Genomic DNA, 17,390 nt, shown 5'->3' on the forward strand with positions numbered 1-17,390 from the left:
TCATAATAGGCAAATTAACTAGGTGAATTGTGGAATTTGTAAATTATCTTGGGCAAGAAAATGTAGTTACATTTTTTTTACTTCTTGTTAGAACTGGTGCTTTGATGGTGTTTTTCCCATTTTTTAACCACCTACAAATTCCAGTTGTCATCAAAGCTACGCTCTCATTTATGCTTACTCTTTACTTATTTCCACTTGCCCCACAGGTAAATCTTGATGGATTAAACATTCAGTATTTGATCTTAGAGGCCTTAGCAGAGATTATGCTTGGGCTGTGTGCGGGGCTATTTTTGACCTTGGTTTTTGGTGCGGTGCAGTTAGCTGGAGAGCAAATTTCGATGATTATGGGCTTTTCGATGGCTACGGTTATTGATCCACAAAGTGGAATTAATGCTCCACTAATCTCAAATATCTTAAATTTGATTGTGTTGCTAGCTTTTTTGCTATTTGATGGGCATCATTTGATACTATATTTTTTAGCTTATGGGCTTGAGTTTATCCCTCTTGGTGGATTTTATCCTGAGCAAAATATCATTAAATACGCAGCTCAAGGTATGGTAAATCTCTTTTTATACGGCTTTATCATCTCATTTCCTATTTTAGCTCTTACTTTAATGTCAGATTTAATATTTGGAATGCTTATGAAAACCATGCCACAATTTAATCTACTTGTAGTTGGCTATCCTATTAAAATTACCATCGCATTTGTGGTATTGATGGCTATACTTGCTGTGATTGTGAAGGTTTTTACAACGCTAATGATGAAGGTTTTAAATGATTTACCAAGTTTATTTTACTAAATAAAGCAATACATAATGAAAAATTTCGTAAAATAACGCAAATTTTTTAAGGTGTCATCTATGAAAGTAATTTTGCTAAATAACAACCCAGCAGTTTCAAAGCTTATAAGTGTGAGTTTAAATAAACTAGGATATGAATTTGTAGAGATTGATAATTTAGAAACTCTAGCTAGTGATAATGCTGATTTGATTATATGTGATAGTGGGCTTTATGATAATCAGGTAGATTACTTACAATATGCTAAAAATCAGCTATTTTTACTCCCTAGAAATAGATCTGATGAGTATAATCTACCAAAAGAGCAGATACTACAAAAACCATTTTTGCCAACTGATTTTATAGATATGATAAATGGAATTTTAAAAGCTACCCCTATGGAGATTAAGCCTACAAAGCAAGAGTTAAATAAGCCTAATGATGGTATAAAAATAGGCAATGAATTTGGAGAAATTCAAGATATAGATGATATGAAATTTGACTCTGGCGATGATCTTAGCGATTTTGCTGATTTTAGCGATGATGAGCTACTAGATCATGATGGTGAAATAGAAGAGAAATTTGTAGAAAATGAAGTAAAAGAGCTAAAAGATGAGGATTTAGGGCAAGCCACAGATGAAATTAGTGATGATATCAGCCATATAGATGAGATTAGCGACCATACTGGTGGGAGCATAGATGAATTTAGCGAAATTAGCGATGATGAGATCAATGAAGTCAAAGATAAATTTGCTCAGATTGATGATATTAATAGCAATGATGATATACAAGCTATAGATGAGACCAAAGATGAATTTAGCGATATAGATGAAGTTAGTGATAATAGCGGCGATATTCAAGTGATAGATGAAGTTAAAGATGAATTTGCTCAGATTGATGATATTAATAGCAATGATGATATACAAGCTATAGATGAGATTAGCGACCATACTGGTGGGAGCATAGACGAATTTAGCGAAGTTGATGATGGAATTAGCGAGATTATTGATGAGATTAAAGATGATAAAATTAAAGAAATTAGCGATGATGAAGCAATTAACACTAGCGAAATTAAAGATAATGATGATAAGCCAAGCATCCAAGATATAACAAATGAGTATAAAAATATAGAACTTGATATATCTGCATTAGATGATTTGCCAGATGATGAAGTAAAATCTGAGCCCACAATAGAGGTTGAAGAGGTCAAAGAGCCAAAAGAGATTGATGATCTAGACTATACAGAGAATTTAGATAAGCTAAGCGATATGCTTGATGAGATAGATAATATGGATTGTAAGGATGAGGGTGTGAGTCAAACTATAGAAAATGAAGCTAAAATCGCTGATTTAAGTAGCTCTTATAAGGCTAATACAATTGATGAGATAGATGAAGTGGCGATTAAAGCAGCTTTAAATGAGGATATTAATCAAACGCTAGAAGAGACTAAGTTGGTAAAATCAGATGAAGCCACTAGTGAAAATGAGAACAAAGATGAATTAGCTAAGGTTTTAGCTACACAAATTAGCGATGAAATTAGTAAAGCTTTAAGTAGTAGTGCGTTAAAAGATATATTAAAAGATATTAATATTAATGTAAATATTAGTTTTAAAGGCGATAAATGAAAGGTCAAATTCTAATAATTAGCGGTCCTAGCGGAAGCGGTAAAAGCACGCTATTGTCTCGTTTAATGAGTGAATTTGACAATATATATTTTTCTATATCTAGCACCACAAGGATGCCACGAGATGGCGAACAAGATGGGGTTGATTATAATTTTATTAGTGTTGATGAGTTTAAAAAAGGAATTGATGAGGGTAAATTTTTAGAGTGGGCAAATGTGCATAAAAACTACTATGGCACCAGTCTTGAGCCGGTAGAAAAAGCACTAAAAGATGGTAAAATAGTGATATTTGATATTGATGTGCAAGGCTTTTATCTAGTTATGAAGAAGTATAGTAGCATTATCACATCTGTATTTATAACTACAAAAGATAGATATGAGCTTAAAAGACGCCTTATAAATCGAGGTAGTGATGACGCTCAAACTATAGAAAATAGGCTATTTAACGCAGCTACAGAGATAGCTCATATCGGCGAGTATGACTATTTAATAATCAACGAAAATATAGATAAATCATATGATTGTCTAAAATCTATATTTGTCTCTATGGGCTCAAAGAGCCAAAGTTTTGATATTAATGAAGTTATAGAGAGTTGGAATGAGTGTTAAATTTAAGATTTTTAAGGTAGAATTTACAATTTAATTTAAGGAGAGAATTATGGGTAGTATGAGTATAAGTCATTGGCTGATTGTGTTGGCAATTATTGTTTTATTATTTGGTGCAAAGAAAATTCCAGAACTAGCAAAAGGCATGGGTAAAGGGATAAAAAGCTTCAAAAAAGAGATGGAAGATGATACGCCATTAGAGCAAATTCAAAAGAGCGAAGAGACAACTCAAGCCAAAAAAGATGAGTCTCAAAAGAGTGCCTAATGAGTGCTAAAGATACGCTAAAAAGCGAGATAAGCACCATTTTAGGGCGTGAAGTTATAGTAGAAAAACCAAAAGATAAGATGTTAGCTCACTATGCTACGCCACTTGCTTTTATTCTAGCAAAAGAGTTAAGAAAGTCCCCAGTTGCTATAGCTGATGAGATGGCGAAAAAATTTAATTCGCCAAATTATGAGGTGAGTGCTGTAAATGGATATATAAATTTCAAATTAAGTGGCGAATTTTTAAATTCCCTAGCTGATAAGGCACTACAAAGTGGAGAAAAATTTGGCTCTAAAGAGATTAAAAATCCTAAAAGCATATTTTTAGAGTATATCAGTGCTAATCCTACTGGTCCATTGCATATAGGCCATGTGCGTGGTGCTGTTTATGGTGATACATTAGCTAGAGTGGCTAGACATATTGGTATGGGCGTGCATACTGAGTATTATATAAATGATGCTGGTAATCAAATAGACCTACTTGGTATCTCTATCTCTCTTAGGGCGCGTGAAATTTTGTTTAATGAAAGTGTAGAGTATCCGCCTAAGTATTATAGGGGAGATTATATTGATGAGTTAGCTAAGGAGGCTTATGAGAGATTTGGTAAGGATATTTTTGACTCCAGTCGCAACCTTGAATTAGCTGAATTTGCTAAGGATAGGGTACTTGAGATTATAAAAAAAGATCTAGCAGACGCTGGCATTATTATCGATAATTGGGCGAGTGAGAAATCTTATTATAGTGAGTTAGAGCCAACTCTTAAGCGTCTAGAAAAAAGCGGTGAAATATATAAAAAAGATGAAACAACCTATATCGCTTCTACTAAGCTTGGCGATGATAGTGATAGGGTTGTCGTGCGAAGTGATGGTCGCCCTACATATCTAGCTGGTGATATAATCTATCATAATATTAAATTTTCTAATGAATATGATACTTATATAAATATTTGGGGTGCTGACCATCACGGCTATATCGCTAGATTAAAGGCTGCTATACATTTTCTTGGTTATGATGAGAGTAAGCTTGAAGTGATTTTAATGCAGATGGTAAGCCTTTTAAAAGATGGTAAGCCTTTTAAAATGAGTAAGAGAGCCGGGACTTCTGTGCTGATGAGTGATATTTTAGCTGAGATTGGTAGTGATGCTTTGAGATTTATATTTATCTCTAAGGCTAACAGCTCAAGCCTTGAGTTTGATATTGATGAGTTAAAAAAGCAAGATAGCTCAAATCCAGTATTTTATATCAACTACGCCCACGCTAGAATAAATCAGATTTTTACAAAAGCGGGTAAAACCCCTGCAGATGTAGCTAATGTATCTTTAGCAAATTTAAGCGATGAGGGTAAAAATCTGCTATTTGAAGCACTGATTATGCCTGAAATTTTAGAAGATGCACTAAACCAAAGAAGTTTGCATAAAATCCCAGATTATCTAAAATCCCTTAGTGCGAGTTTTCATAAATTCTATAATGAAAATAGGGTTGTAGGTAGTCAAAATGAGAATGAGCTTTTAAAGCTATTTAGCGTTGTAGCGCTAAGCATCAAAGTGGCGTTAAATTTAATGGGGATAAAAGCTAAGGATATAATGGAAAATTAAGCGAATTTAAGCCAAATTAGATTAATTTCTATTTGGCTTAAGCTAGATTTACTTAGATTTTATATTTAGCTCTTTTAAGAACTCTTCGATATTGTATTTTGCTCTATAAGTCTCACTCATAAGGTGGATCATTATATCTCCTAGGTCTATTACTATCCAGTCATCGCTACTTTCTACACCTAAGAACTCCTCCCCAACTGGCTTTAGCTCACTTTTTAAATCATCAAGCAAGGCAAATCCGTGCCTTGGGGCTAAAGTGGTTGCTACAACTACAAATTTACTAAGATAATCTCTACCTTGCATATCTATAATTTCGATATTTTCAGCCTTTTTATCATCTAATATTTTAACAATTCTATTTACTCTATTTTGCATTTGTATCCTTGTAAAATTTTTTCACACTATCTAAAATAGTATTTGGAATTTGGTCAAAATCCAGCTTGGACTTAATCTTTGAAGATGAGATTTTAACATTTATATCTAGTTTTTGCAAATTTGGCTTAATTTCAATCCCATCTCTGCTAGCTACTACAAAGCTTACAATTTTATCAAGCTCATCAAATTTATGCCATTTATGCAGATTTTCTAGCTGGTCAGCACCGATTATTAGATAAATTTTATTAGCGTTTAATTTATCTTTAAAGTATTTAACGCTATCTATAGTATAAACTGCTTTGTTTTGACTAATTTCATAGTCGCTTACTACGATTTTGCTATCTAAATTTAGCCACAAATCCTTACACCACTCAAACCTTAGAAGCGGTGGTGCACTAAATTTACTCTTAAATGGGCTTAGAAATGTTGGAATAATAATAAGCTTATCAATATTTAGACTATTTAACGCTGATTTTACAATCATATCATGACCAAAATGCGGTGGGTCGAAACTTCCGCCAAAAATGGCTATATTCAATTTTTTTTAACCTTTTTTTTAGTAAAATAAGCCCTAATTATACCCAAAAAAGGATAAAAATGGCACTTAAAATAGCAATCAATGGCTTTGGAAGAATTGGCAGATGTGCTGCTAGGATTATACTTAATAACCCAGCAGAGTATGAATTATCCATTATTAACGACACTGCTGAGCGTAAAATGACTAGGTATTTGCTAAAATATGATACCGTTCATGGCGAATTTAATCAAGATGTAGAGGTCTTAAATGATGACTATATCGCTATTAATGGTAAAAAAATTAGAGTTTATAGCACACGAGATATAAATGATATGGATTTAAGTGGAATAGATGTAGTATTAGAGTGCACAGGTAAATTTCTAACAAAAGAGAAGTGTCAAGCCTACATCGCAAGAGGCGCTAAAAAAGTAGTTATGAGTGCTCCTGCTAAAGATGATACTCCAACATTTGTTTTAGGTGTAAATTCAGATAAATACGAAGGTCAAACCATCATATCAAATGCTAGTTGCACCACCAACTGCCTTGGTCCAGTAACTAGAGTATTAGAAGATCTTTATGGTATAAAAAAGGGCTTAATGACTACAATCCACGCCTACACAAATGGCCAAAGTCTAGTAGATGTAAAATGTAGAGATTTTAGACGCTCTAGAGCAGCAGCTGTAAATATGATCCCTACAAGCACAGGAGCGGCAAAGGCTATGAAGCTAGTAATGCCTAGCCTAGATGGCAAACTTCACGGACAAAGCGTTAGAGTTCCTGTGCCAAATGTATCGATTGTGGATTTGACCGCTGTGCTTGAGAAAAATGTAACAAAAGATGAGCTAAATAACGCATTTGTAGAGGCTAGTAAGGGTAGTTTAAAAGGCATTATGGCAGTAGATTTTGATGAGAGGGTTAGTGGAGATTTTATCACTTCTAGCTACTCAAGTATAGTCGCAGCTGACCTTACTCAAGTAATTTGTGGAGATATGATAAAGGTAATGGCGTGGTATGATAATGAGTGGGGCTATAGCAACCGCTTAGTAGAGATGGCTAAATTTATAAGCGAGAAGTGAGATGAGTGAGATTATTTCTATAAAAGATATTGATTTTAAAAGTGGTAGCAAAGTTCTTGTAAGGTGTGATTTTAACACTCCTATGGATGAATTTAATAACATCACAGATGATAGAAGAATTCGCTCAGTTATCCCAACTATAAGATATATTTTAGACCAGGGTTGCTCTGTGATTTTAGCAAGTCATTTAGGACGCCCAAAAAATGGCTACGAAGAGAAATATTCACTTTTGCCAGTGGCTAAAAGACTTGGTAGATTGATGGATAGAGAGATTAAATTTGCTCATGATGTAATCGGTCATGATGCTAAAGAAAAGGTAGAAAAATTACAAGCTGGAGAGATATTATTATTAGAAAATTTACGCTTTGAAAAGGGCGAGACAAAAGATGACGCAAATTTAGCTAAATCTCTTAGCGAGTTAGCTGATTATTTTATTAATGATGCGTTTGGCGTGTGCCACAGAGCGCACTCTAGCGTGCATTCGATTACTAATTATTTTGATAACGAGCATAAGGCGGCTGGATTTTTGCTGATTAAAGAGATTGAATTTGGCCAAAATCTAATCCGCCATCCAAGTCGGCCATTTGTCGCAGTTACAGGCGGATCAAAGGTAAGCGGTAAGCTACAAGCCCTAACTAATCTACTTCCACGCATTGATAAGCTCATCATCGGTGGCGGTATGGCATTTACATTTTTAAAGGCTTTGGGCGAGAATATCGGAAATTCACTTTTAGAAGAGGAGCTTGTAGAAGAAGCGGCAAATATCCTTAAAAAGGGTCGTGAGCTAGGAGTTAAAATTTATTTGCCAGTTGATGTGGTGGCAGCTCAAAGCTTTAGCAATGATAGTGCGATCAAGTATGTCCCAGTCCAAGAAATTCCAAATGGCTGGATGGGGCTTGATATTGGGCCAGCTAGTGTGAAGCTATTTAAAGAAGCTATTGCCGATGCTCAAACCATATGGTGGAATGGGCCTATGGGGGTCTTTGAGATGGATAAATTTAGCAAAGGTAGTATAAAAATGAGCCACGCTATTGGCGAGAGCTTTGCAACCACAGTAGTAGGTGGTGGCGATACGGCTGATGTAGTCGAGAGAGCTGGAGATACTGATGAGATGACCTTTATCTCCACTGGTGGCGGAGCTAGTCTTGAGCTTATAGAGGGCAAGGAGCTGCCTGGAGTTAGAGTGCTTTTAAGAGAAGATGATCTATGATTTATGCTGCAAATTTAAAATGCAACTACACAAGAAGTGGTTTTTTGGAGTATGCAAGGGTATTAGATAGAAATATAAGCGATCAAAGCGTGATGGTATTTCCGCCTTCAAGTGCGTTTTTAGAAACTAAGTTTAAATTCACTCAAGGAGCGCAAAATTTCTACCCAGCTAAAAGTGGCTCATTTACCGGTGAAATCGGTAGCGATATGCTAGATGAGTTTGGTATCACTACCGTTTTAATAGGGCATAGCGAGAGAAGGGCTTTGGGGGAAGATGAGCCATTTTTAAAAGCAAAATTTGATTTTGCTAAGCAAAATGGCTGGGATATTATCTACTGCATTGGTGAAGATGATATAACTCATATGAATGGTAGCACAAAAGAATTTTTATGCGATCAGCTTGAAAATATCGATTTAGAATATGAAAATTTAGTAGTAGCTTATGAGCCTATTTGGGCTATTGGGACTGGCAAGAGTGCTAAGGCTGAGTTTATAGCTGAAATTTTGGATTTTATCTCTACTAAAACGACAGCGCCACTACTATATGGCGGTAGTGTAAATATCACAAATATAGATGATATCAAATCTATAAAAAACTGCAATGGTGTTTTAATCGGGACTGCTAGCTGGGATGCGAATAAATTTTTAGAGATTATCAAAAAGGATTAATAATGATATTAGAAGGCAAAAAGGGATTGATAGTTGGCGTAGCAAATAAGATGAGTATAGCCTATGGTATCGCAAAAGCGTGTAAGGATCAGGGGGCGAATTTGGCATTTACATTTTTAAATGATGCTATTAAAAAGCGTGTTGAGCCTATCGCAGCTGAGCTTGAAAGCCCTTATCTATATGAGCTTGATGTAAATAATCAATCCCACCTTGATACTTTGGCTGATAAGATAAAATCTGATTTTGGCGAAATTGACTTTATCGTTCATGCTGTGGCTTACGCTCCTAAGGAGGCTTTAGAAGGTGAGTTTATCGATACTTCCAAAGAGGCCTTTGATGTGGCTATGAGTACTAGCGTGTATTCGCTTATTAGTCTTACTAGGGCTGTTTTACCGGTGCTAAAAGAGGGTGGTTCTATCTTGACTCTTAGCTATCTTGGTGGGGCTAAATTTGTCCCACATTACAATGTAATGGGCGTAGCTAAAGCCGCTCTTGAGAGTTCAGTTCGCTACCTAGCTCATGACCTTGGAGCTAAAAATATTAGAGTAAATGCCATCTCAGCTGGTCCGATTAAAACCCTAGCAGCTAGTGGGATAGGCGACTTTAAGATGATTTTACACTGGAATGAATGCAACGCCCCATTAAAAAGAAATGTCAGCATAGATGATGTGGGTAAAAGTGGAATGTATCTTTTAAGCGACCTTGCTAGTGGCGTAACTGGCGAAATTCACTATGTAGATGCTGGGTATAATATAATGGGAATGGGCGATGTGGCAGTGAATGAAAACGGTGTTACCATTCTTGCGTGGGATAAGAAGTGAATTTGAAAATATTGAGTTAAATTTTTAAATTAGATTTGTATATAAATTTAAAACTAAGTTGGATATATTCTTTAAAGTAATAGTCTGAATTTGCTACTTTAAAGAATTGTAAAATAGTTAAATTTATTTAGAAATTATTAAGATTTTAAGCAATAAAGCCTGATTAGCAATGCATAAAAATAGGGGTGGATTTTATGGAGTATTATACATTAAATGGAAATTGGAAAGGCGGATGGGCGTTAGATTTGCACACTATAAGTAGTGAGCCTTTAGGGGGGGGGCGTTATAATACTACACATACAGAAATAGGTCGTATGATTTACGATTTAAAATACAATGATTCAATCTCTCTTGATGACAAGATAAAATTAGCTGAAAAATTAGCAACCATCGCTGTTGATTTTTTAAATAGTAAGATTATGGTTACTCCATATATATGGGTTATAGTACCAGCTCCAGCTTCAAAAGATAGAGAAATACAGCCGTTGTATTTGTTGGCTGATAGAGTGGCTTATTTGCTTAATAAAGCGATTGATTTTGACTATATTAAAAAAATAAAAAATACTGATGAATTAAAATCCATAGATGATCTAGATGAGAGCTAGAATTTTAAAAGATGCTTTTAGATGCGATAAGAGATATAAAAATAAAAAAATTTTGTTAATTGATGATTTGTTTAGAAGTGGTGCTACTTTAAACGAAATTACAAAAACACTTTATACACAAGGCGAAGTTGATAATGTGTATGTTTTATGCTTTACAAAAACTAGGAGCAAAAGATGAATAATGAAAAAGTTTTTATTTCTGGGTCAATATCTATAAAAAAATTACCCGATATAGCTAAAGAAACCTTAGATAAAATAATTTATAATAATTTTGAAATTTTGGTTGGAGATGCTGCTGGTATAGATACATTAATTCAAGAATATTGTAATAGAAAAAATTATGATAATATCACAGTATGCTACATAGGTGATGAACCAAGAAATTTGGTAGATCCAGATTTTAAAACAAAAAAAGTAAATATTCAAGAACAAGATAAAACAGAAATAGAAAAATTAACACGAAAAGATATAAAAATGACAGAATACTGCACTTATTCTTTTGTAATATGGGATGAAAAGAGTAGCGGCAGTTATGAAAATATAATGCGTGCATTAAACGCAAAAAAAATTGTCAAAGTATGTTTGACAAAATCTCAAAAGTATTGTAATTCAAAAGAAGATAATTTTAAAAATAATATTGAAAATATATACACCGAGAATACAGGAATTAAAAAAGAAAAATTTATTGAATTGCTTAGGCAATCAAATCCTGATAACCCAAATTTGAAAAATACTAAAAAATTTAATGAGTTTTTAGTAAAAAATAAAATAGTTAAAAAAGATGAAAATGACAAATATATCCCAGCAGATGAATACAAAAAATATTTTATTGAAAAACGATCCAAAGGAAAATTTGTTAGCTATAATTTTACAAATAAGTTATACGCAACTATAGAAGAACTTATCAAAAAGGATTTAACCCAAAACTTGTTTGATAATTTTTAAGGATTTCAAAGTTTCAAACCGAGTTGGTTTATGGTATAATTCGCAAGAATCAAATTTAACCTATTTTATGGGTATTTGGTAGCGGTAAAGGGGTTTAATTTCTCCACTTTTAAAAAATTGCTAAAATAGGCAAATTTGTGGAAAAATTTAGATAAATCCTACTTTGCAAATTATACTACAAACCAACTCTTTAGCGTTCACATAAAGGTATTAATAGACCTGGGCAACTGCACCCCAGGTATCTACTCTCTATCATCGCAATAGTTCTTAAATTCACACTGTATACACGCTGCTATACTAGCATTACTATGTGGAAAAATCTCTTGATCTATCATCTTTTTAATACTGTTTATAACCTTATCAAATTTGATTAAATCATCATTTGTAATATCAAATATTTTAAATTTAAGATTATTGCTACAAATCAACATTATTTTAGAAAACGGCTTATTAAGATACTTGCTAGCTAATATTGAGTATGCTATGAGCTGCATTTTGGCTCCAGTGCTTAATATGGGTTTATTTTGATTTTTATATTCTGCTACTATAATTTCATCTTCGCACTCTATTACTAAATCTGCTATACCACTCATAGATAAATCTTGTAGATATAAATTATTATATACTCTTATAATCGGTAGTTTAAATTTAAGAAATTTTCTACTTTTAAATAGCTCATTTTGTCTATTATGGTATTGTGTGCCTAGGCTGACATACTCTGGATATAGTGGCTTAATATCACAAAATGTATAAAAGTATAAAATTCTAGGACAAAATATAAATTGCCGGATATGACTTATTAAAATCATCTAAATAATCTCATATGATTTACTCTCAAAATACTCTTTACTATAACCTAAGGTATCATCTATATCTAAATTTACAGAAGTTATAATAGCCTTATCGCTCTTTGAGCAATGTCTATGTAAAAGTGCTTTAATAGCGATTTTATCAGCTTTGCTTAACTCGCCATAAAAGACTGATTTTTGCACAGGCAAAAGATTAAAATCCTTTAATCTCTCAAAAAGCTTGGTTCGGTTTTTATTATCTTCTATATCATAGCAGATTAAATATCGCATTTACCACCTAAATATATAAGATTTATACCTAGTATCGCCGCAAAAATATGCTGAAATTTTATAAATTTGACGCTGGATAATGCTCTCTAAGGTGAGCTTTTTATGGTTGTATATCAATTTTTTGTTTAGTGAATTTAATATATTTGATGCTACTAACTTTTTTATTTGCATATTAAATTCGCCTTTTAATAGTGAGCGAATTTTGATGATATTTCTATCGACTACAAAACTTCTATACTCCTCCATAATATCCAGCGCTAAAGATGGTTTAGAGCTTCGCATAGTGTGTAAAACCCCAAAATATGGATTTAATCCAGCATTTATTATACTCTTATAAACTATATTTAGCAGTATGGCATAGCCGTAATTTAGCGCTTGATTTGTGATTTCTGTGCTTTCTTTTTTAGTGCGATGCTCAAAGCTATCAGGCAAAAATGAGTTAAGCTTAAGAAAATCAAAATATCTACTAGCGGCATTTGCTTCTATGGTGAAAATTTCATTTATATCTTTTATTTGTAAGTTTCTTAGCATATTGATCGCCTTATCCAAGCTTTGAATAGTTATATCTTTTGACCTAAATTCTTGATTTCTAGAAAAATATAAAATAGTCGAGCGTTGATTTTTAATCTTACCAATTATTAATTCTTTGGCTAAACTTAACCCCTTGGCATTTTCTTTAGAGGCAAATTGTTGCTTTAAGATATTTACCCCTTTGTGCTCATATAGAGCATGTGTAGCGCTAAATGTGTTGAAATTTTGAAAAAATATCTTTATTCCACGCATACTACAAGCAAAAATCAAATCGCTAGAAATAGTTATGCCATTTGAATTTATAGATATAGTTTTTAATGTTTTAAGGGCTATCTCTTTTATAATCTCTTTGTTTTGATATATTATAATTCTTTGAGATTTTAATCCTAAAAATAGCCCAAAACTATTAAGAACTAGATGTTTCATCGATTAAATTATCTATCATTATTTTTTTATTCATAGCCGATGTTTGTTTTACACAGTATGCGATTATTAGACTATCTTTTGTATCTTTAATTATAGTTATTTTCTTATCTCTTGGCTCTCCTAGTAGCTCTTTAAATTCACCATTTAAATATTTATCTATAAACTCATCACGACTAGTTTGGTCAAGTAAATTATAATCTCCAATTTGGCTTTTATCAAATTCAACCTCTATATCGTGTCTATTAGCTTGAGAGATTATAAACTCAAGTTTTGTGATGGCTGATGGGAGATTTTTAGTTATTGGAAGTTTATAAATTTGCTTTATATTTTTAGATTTTAATTTAATTATATTTATAATATCTGCTATTTTACAAGGCAGTATATTTTTGCTAAAAAATGGAATTTTGATTATATTTTTATTATCTAAATCTATATATGTTTTAGTAGCTATATCTGAATTGCTAAGTCCAGCATATCCTCCATTTTGCCTTATGATATAGTTAGGACTTTTAATTGCTTTTATAGGCAAAGAGTAGATTATACGAGATCTGTTTCTACTTCTTTTGGCTTGTTTGGTATAAAAACACTCTTTAAACAGCTCTTTTATCTCTTGATGTTTTAATATGTTTTTACCATCTTTTATCTCTATAATCTTGCTTTCATTAGCTTGTAAGATATGGTAGAATTTATCAATATTTTTTGTTTTTATTTTTTCATCTGGTGCTTTTAATTCATTTTTATTATTAAAAAACATACTACTTTTATCTTCGTTTTTTATAGCAAATATATCTTTTCGTATATAAAAAGATAGATGATTATCTAGAAATTTGAGTTTATTTAATAATTTAATATCGCCATCATTAAAGGCTTTAAATAATAAATCAAAAACTTTATGTGTGCTTATATAAAATTTACCTGATTTAAAATCATTAGTTATAGCAACCTTTTTGCCATTTTCTTTAGTATGCAAAAGCCCAAGATCAAGCAAGATATTAAATTCTTTATCTTTTAATATATTAGTATTTTCATAAACTAGCGAATACACACCATCATCAAATAGCTGTTTACGAGCTATTTTATTAGAGTTTAATTCTAGATATTTTTTACTTTGCATAGTTATTTTATTGCTATACTCTGGCCTAATATGATTATAATCATACTTAAATTCACGCTGACCTTTTGAGTTATTTATAAGTTTGCTATTAGCGTAATAAAATACTATACTAGCATCAATGCAGTGGCTATGACTATCTTGAATTTTGGCTTTTTGTAGCTCTTTATCTTCTTTGCTTAATTCATTTCTGATTGCACTTACTAGTTCTGCATTGATGAAATTAACACTAAATTCGATATCGCTACTTAAATTTAGTTTAGCTAACCTATCTTTTATCTTTTGTATTAATATATTTACAAATCTCTTTTGAGTTCCATTAGAATGCGTTTTTATCCTATCTAATTTTAAAATTTCAAGTGCTTTATTAAAGCTATTTGAACCCTTGTAAAATAGAGCATGTCTAAGGGCAATTTGCTCAAAGCTATTAAGATTATCGTAATTTGTAAATTTATTTATATCTATATTTTTTATCTTATCATCTATAAAATGCTTAAACTCATCAAGATTTTTAATTTTTACAATTTTATAGATTGACTCTAGGTAATCTTGATGTAAATTTTCTAAGGTGTAACTTTGATTGCCTTTTTGTAAGTTGGCTGTAGAGCTACTACAAATAAGATTTGCTTTAGAGTTGTATAGTGCCTTTGATCGTGGTAAAATATGGTCATATTCACAATTAGTAAGATCTATCTTTTGACCTGAATATGGACATATTAGATCCTTTGGTTTTTGGCGTTTGCTTATTAATTTTAAATCATAAGCGTTATTTTCAAAGCTAAATTTATTCATCTCTACATTAATATTTATACGCTTAATATCTTTTAAGCTTTCAGTCTCTATCGCAGTGCTAATCTCGTAAGCTAAGCGATTTAGATACATCTCAATTTTGCCATTTATAAGCCTAGCTGAATTAGATGGCAAACGGGTACAAATAGCCGTTTTTAAGCCAGAGCGAATTAAATTTTCTAGTGTATGACATTTGCAAGTTTTTAAAAAACCACGATTTTTTTTCATCATATATTATCTCGCCTAATTGACTTAAATAATTTATATTTGTGTTTAGATTATTTTGATCGAGCGGAGTTTTAAACTCAAAAATTTGATTATGATTGCTTATATTTTGGATAACTTTTGGGTATAATTCTAAAATGGATTTTATATCTTTATCGCCGATTTCATCGCTATTTAGCTTATGATAAAAGCCATTTTGATAGCTCTTTTTTAATTGACTTAAATCTTCAAAAAATCCTTTATAACTCTTATTTCCCTTAATCTTATTTTTTAGCATAAATTTTTCTAAATTCGCCAAATCATCATTAGTAATATGCCTACCAAAAAGTGCCGAAACTAACTCACTCTTATTTCCATTTTTATGAGGTGTATTTTTACCACATGGGATTAGTAAATTAGCAGATATTATCCCCTTTTTAGCATTATCTACTTCATCATAATACCGCTTAGCAAAATCTTTAAATTCCCTTAATTCATCGCTATTTAGCCTAAATGTATCAGCAAAGATTTTTGGATTATTATCAAGAGTTCTTGGATATAGACTTGTATCCATTAGACTATCTTTTGATACATCTAATATTCTTTGGAGATATTTGCACATATCGCAATCTTTTATAGCACTAGCTATCTAACCATTTTCATCTCGCAAGATATGCACAAAATCATCGCTATTTAAAATTTTATAAGTAGCACTAAGCAAATTAGCAGTGATTTTATCGCTATTTATTTGTAGCGTATTACACTTTTGTGGATTTTTGTTTTTACGGTTTTCATATGGTGGAATAGTTATTATAGGGTCAATGCCCTTTAGATACTCTAATGCAGATTTTTGATTTAGAGTATTTAGCATTTTTTCTTTATCGCTCTTTTTATCTATATACTCCATATAGTTTATATTTCTTATTAAATTTATCTTAAGTTTTTCATCATCAAATTCAGCATTAAATTTAGAATTAAAATATCTTCGCAAAACTCTAGTTTGCAAATTTGAGATATTTCCTACAAAATTATAAAATTCATTTAAATTATCAAATTTATCGCTTTTTTGTATTATAAATTCGCATTTATTATTGATTATATCTTTAATATCTTTTAGATAGCTAGTGCGGTGTTTATTATTTTTAGAAATTTCATTGCGGATACTTTGAATTAAGCTAAATATACTCTTACTAGCCTTGAATGCATTTTTATTGCTCTTATCTATGCTATTTAGAATACAGCTTTGAGTATCTAATATCTCTAAAATTTCGCTATTTGAGTGATCTGCAACCACCTCGTTTAATATTTTTTCAAATTCATCCTTGCTCTTACTAGCCCCAAATATATATCCATCTAATTTGCTTAAAAATTCCGCCACTTCATCATCTAAATTCTCATCAAATTCAATATTATGATAATTAAAGCCACGATTTTTAAAAAGCCCATAAATCATCTCTATTTGCTCTTTATTTAGCATTTCAATAGGTAAAATCTCGCCAATAAGCCTAAGAATAAATCTATCCCTATCATAACTGCGCCTAGTATGGCGGCGCGCTGTTCTATCGCTTTTAGAAAATTGTAATTGTTTATCAAAATATAGATTAAATGCTTTTTTATAAAGTATAGAATCTTCATCGGTATTTACTATAAATACGCCGTTATTTGCTGCTCCCATATCCACATTTATAGATAATTCACGCATTTAAAACCTTTAAAAATACTTATGATACTTTAAATAAATTTAGTCTAAAAGCTCATAAATTTGATAAACTACCTGGGGTGCCAAAGGCAGTTGCCCAGGTCTATTAATACCTTTAGGTGATTTCAAACGCTAAAGAGTTGATTTGTAGTATAATTTGCAAATAGAATTATATCTAAATTTTTCCACAAATTTGCCTATTTTAGCAATTTTTTTAAAAGTGGAAAAATTTAAACCCCTTTACCGCTACCAAATACCCATAAAATGGGTTAAATTTGGAACTGTTGCAAATTATACCATAAACCAACTCGGTTTGAAACTCAATTGAGCTACTAGACACTAAGCCATTTTGAGGTTGCAAATTATACCATAAACCAACTCGGTTTGAAACATTAAAATGAACCATCAATGGGTAGGAGATGAAAGTTGCAAATTATACCATAAACCAACTCGGTTTGAAACTACTT

General features: G+C 31.9%; 18 protein-coding genes and 1 pseudogene. 12 read left to right on the forward strand and 7 right to left on the reverse strand.

Features of this window, described 5'->3' with window-relative positions; genetic code table 11:
- Positions 1-29: 29 nt before the first annotated feature.
- Genes fliR through argS form a run of 5 tightly spaced genes read left to right on the forward strand, consistent with a single transcriptional unit; the run spans position 30 to position 4,867 of the window.
- Positions 30-800: a flagellar biosynthetic protein FliR gene (gene fliR, locus CSUIS19072_RS03855; RefSeq protein ID WP_086242214.1), complete on the forward strand. Its 771-nt coding sequence runs from the start codon at positions 30-32 to the stop codon at positions 798-800.
- Positions 801-860: 60 nt separating this feature from the next.
- On the forward strand, positions 861-2,402 hold the full coding sequence (locus CSUIS19072_RS03860; protein ID WP_086293474.1) for a hypothetical protein: 1,542 nt from the start codon (positions 861-863) through the stop codon (positions 2,400-2,402).
- Positions 2,399-3,010, forward strand: coding sequence for a guanylate kinase (gmk, locus tag CSUIS19072_RS03865; protein ID WP_086237766.1), 612 nt, complete (start codon positions 2,399-2,401; stop codon positions 3,008-3,010). Before CSUIS19072_RS03860 ends, gmk begins: the two co-directional genes overlap by 4 nt.
- Positions 3,011-3,059: 49 nt before the next feature.
- Positions 3,060-3,272, forward strand: coding sequence for a twin-arginine translocase TatA/TatE family subunit (tatA, locus tag CSUIS19072_RS03870; RefSeq protein WP_086237765.1), 213 nt, complete (start codon positions 3,060-3,062; stop codon positions 3,270-3,272).
- Positions 3,272-4,867 (forward strand): arginine--tRNA ligase, encoded by a 1,596-nt coding sequence (gene argS, locus CSUIS19072_RS03875; RefSeq protein WP_086293476.1) that lies wholly within the window; start codon positions 3,272-3,274, stop codon positions 4,865-4,867. The genes tatA and argS overlap by 1 nt, the downstream gene beginning before the upstream one ends.
- 48 nt (positions 4,868-4,915) lie before the next feature.
- Here the strand turns inward: argS and rsfS are convergent, their stop codons facing one another.
- Complete coding sequence (gene rsfS / locus CSUIS19072_RS03880; RefSeq protein WP_086237763.1) at positions 4,916-5,242, reverse strand: ribosome silencing factor; 327 nt, start codon at positions 5,240-5,242, stop codon at positions 4,916-4,918.
- A complete protein-coding gene (gene nadD / locus CSUIS19072_RS03885; protein WP_086237762.1) occupies positions 5,232-5,780 on the reverse strand; it encodes a nicotinate (nicotinamide) nucleotide adenylyltransferase in 549 nt (182 codons plus the stop codon). The genes rsfS and nadD overlap by 11 nt, the downstream gene beginning before the upstream one ends.
- 59 nt (positions 5,781-5,839) lie before the next feature.
- Between nadD and gap the strand changes: the two genes are divergently transcribed.
- The 7 genes from gap to CSUIS19072_RS03920 all read left to right on the forward strand — a co-directional run bounded on the left by gap (position 5,840) and on the right by CSUIS19072_RS03920 (position 11,084).
- Positions 5,840-6,835: a type I glyceraldehyde-3-phosphate dehydrogenase gene (gene gap / locus CSUIS19072_RS03890; protein ID WP_086237761.1), complete on the forward strand. Its 996-nt coding sequence runs from the start codon at positions 5,840-5,842 to the stop codon at positions 6,833-6,835.
- Between the two features lies 1 nt (position 6,836).
- Positions 6,837-8,045, forward strand: a complete 1,209-nt coding sequence (locus CSUIS19072_RS03895) for a phosphoglycerate kinase (protein WP_086242209.1) — start codon at positions 6,837-6,839, stop codon at positions 8,043-8,045.
- Positions 8,042-8,713 (forward strand): triose-phosphate isomerase, encoded by a 672-nt coding sequence (locus CSUIS19072_RS03900; protein WP_086293478.1) that lies wholly within the window; start codon positions 8,042-8,044, stop codon positions 8,711-8,713. Before CSUIS19072_RS03895 ends, CSUIS19072_RS03900 begins: the two co-directional genes overlap by 4 nt.
- A gap of 2 nt (positions 8,714-8,715) precedes the next feature.
- The gene (gene fabI / locus CSUIS19072_RS03905; protein ID WP_086293480.1) at positions 8,716-9,534 is read left to right on the forward strand and encodes an enoyl-ACP reductase FabI; all 819 of its coding nucleotides are present in this window, start codon (positions 8,716-8,718) and stop codon (positions 9,532-9,534) included.
- Between the two features lie 194 nt (positions 9,535-9,728).
- Positions 9,729-10,139: a hypothetical protein gene (locus CSUIS19072_RS03910; RefSeq protein WP_086293482.1), complete on the forward strand. Its 411-nt coding sequence runs from the start codon at positions 9,729-9,731 to the stop codon at positions 10,137-10,139.
- Complete coding sequence (locus CSUIS19072_RS03915) at positions 10,129-10,317, forward strand: ComF family protein (RefSeq protein WP_086237756.1); 189 nt, start codon at positions 10,129-10,131, stop codon at positions 10,315-10,317. Before CSUIS19072_RS03910 ends, CSUIS19072_RS03915 begins: the two co-directional genes overlap by 11 nt.
- Positions 10,314-11,084 (forward strand): hypothetical protein, encoded by a 771-nt coding sequence (locus CSUIS19072_RS03920; RefSeq protein WP_086237755.1) that lies wholly within the window; start codon positions 10,314-10,316, stop codon positions 11,082-11,084. The genes CSUIS19072_RS03915 and CSUIS19072_RS03920 overlap by 4 nt, the downstream gene beginning before the upstream one ends.
- Positions 11,085-11,326: 242 nt before the next feature.
- Here the strand turns inward: CSUIS19072_RS03920 and cas4 are convergent, their stop codons facing one another.
- From cas4 to CSUIS19072_RS03945, 5 genes and pseudogenes are all read right to left on the reverse strand, one after another.
- On the reverse strand, positions 11,327-11,893 hold the full coding sequence (cas4, locus tag CSUIS19072_RS03925) for a CRISPR-associated protein Cas4 (protein WP_086237754.1): 567 nt from the start codon (positions 11,891-11,893) through the stop codon (positions 11,327-11,329).
- The gene (cas2, locus tag CSUIS19072_RS03930) at positions 11,894-12,163 is read right to left on the reverse strand and encodes a CRISPR-associated endonuclease Cas2 (protein ID WP_086237753.1); all 270 of its coding nucleotides are present in this window, start codon (positions 12,161-12,163) and stop codon (positions 11,894-11,896) included. It lies immediately after the preceding gene.
- Complete coding sequence (cas1, locus tag CSUIS19072_RS03935; RefSeq protein ID WP_086237752.1) at positions 12,164-13,120, reverse strand: CRISPR-associated endonuclease Cas1; 957 nt, start codon at positions 13,118-13,120, stop codon at positions 12,164-12,166.
- On the reverse strand, positions 13,101-15,251 hold the full coding sequence (locus tag CSUIS19072_RS03940; protein ID WP_086293483.1) for an HNH endonuclease domain-containing protein: 2,151 nt from the start codon (positions 15,249-15,251) through the stop codon (positions 13,101-13,103). Before CSUIS19072_RS03940 ends, cas1 begins: the two co-directional genes overlap by 20 nt.
- Positions 15,145-16,926: pseudogene (locus tag CSUIS19072_RS03945) on the reverse strand (hypothetical protein). The gene CSUIS19072_RS03940 and the pseudogene CSUIS19072_RS03945 overlap by 107 nt, the downstream one beginning before the upstream one ends.
- Between the last annotated feature and the right edge of the window lie 464 nt (positions 16,927-17,390).

Source organism: Campylobacter sp. RM19072 (assembly GCF_024723485.1).
GTDB lineage: Bacteria > Campylobacterota > Campylobacteria > Campylobacterales > Campylobacteraceae > Campylobacter > Campylobacter porcelli.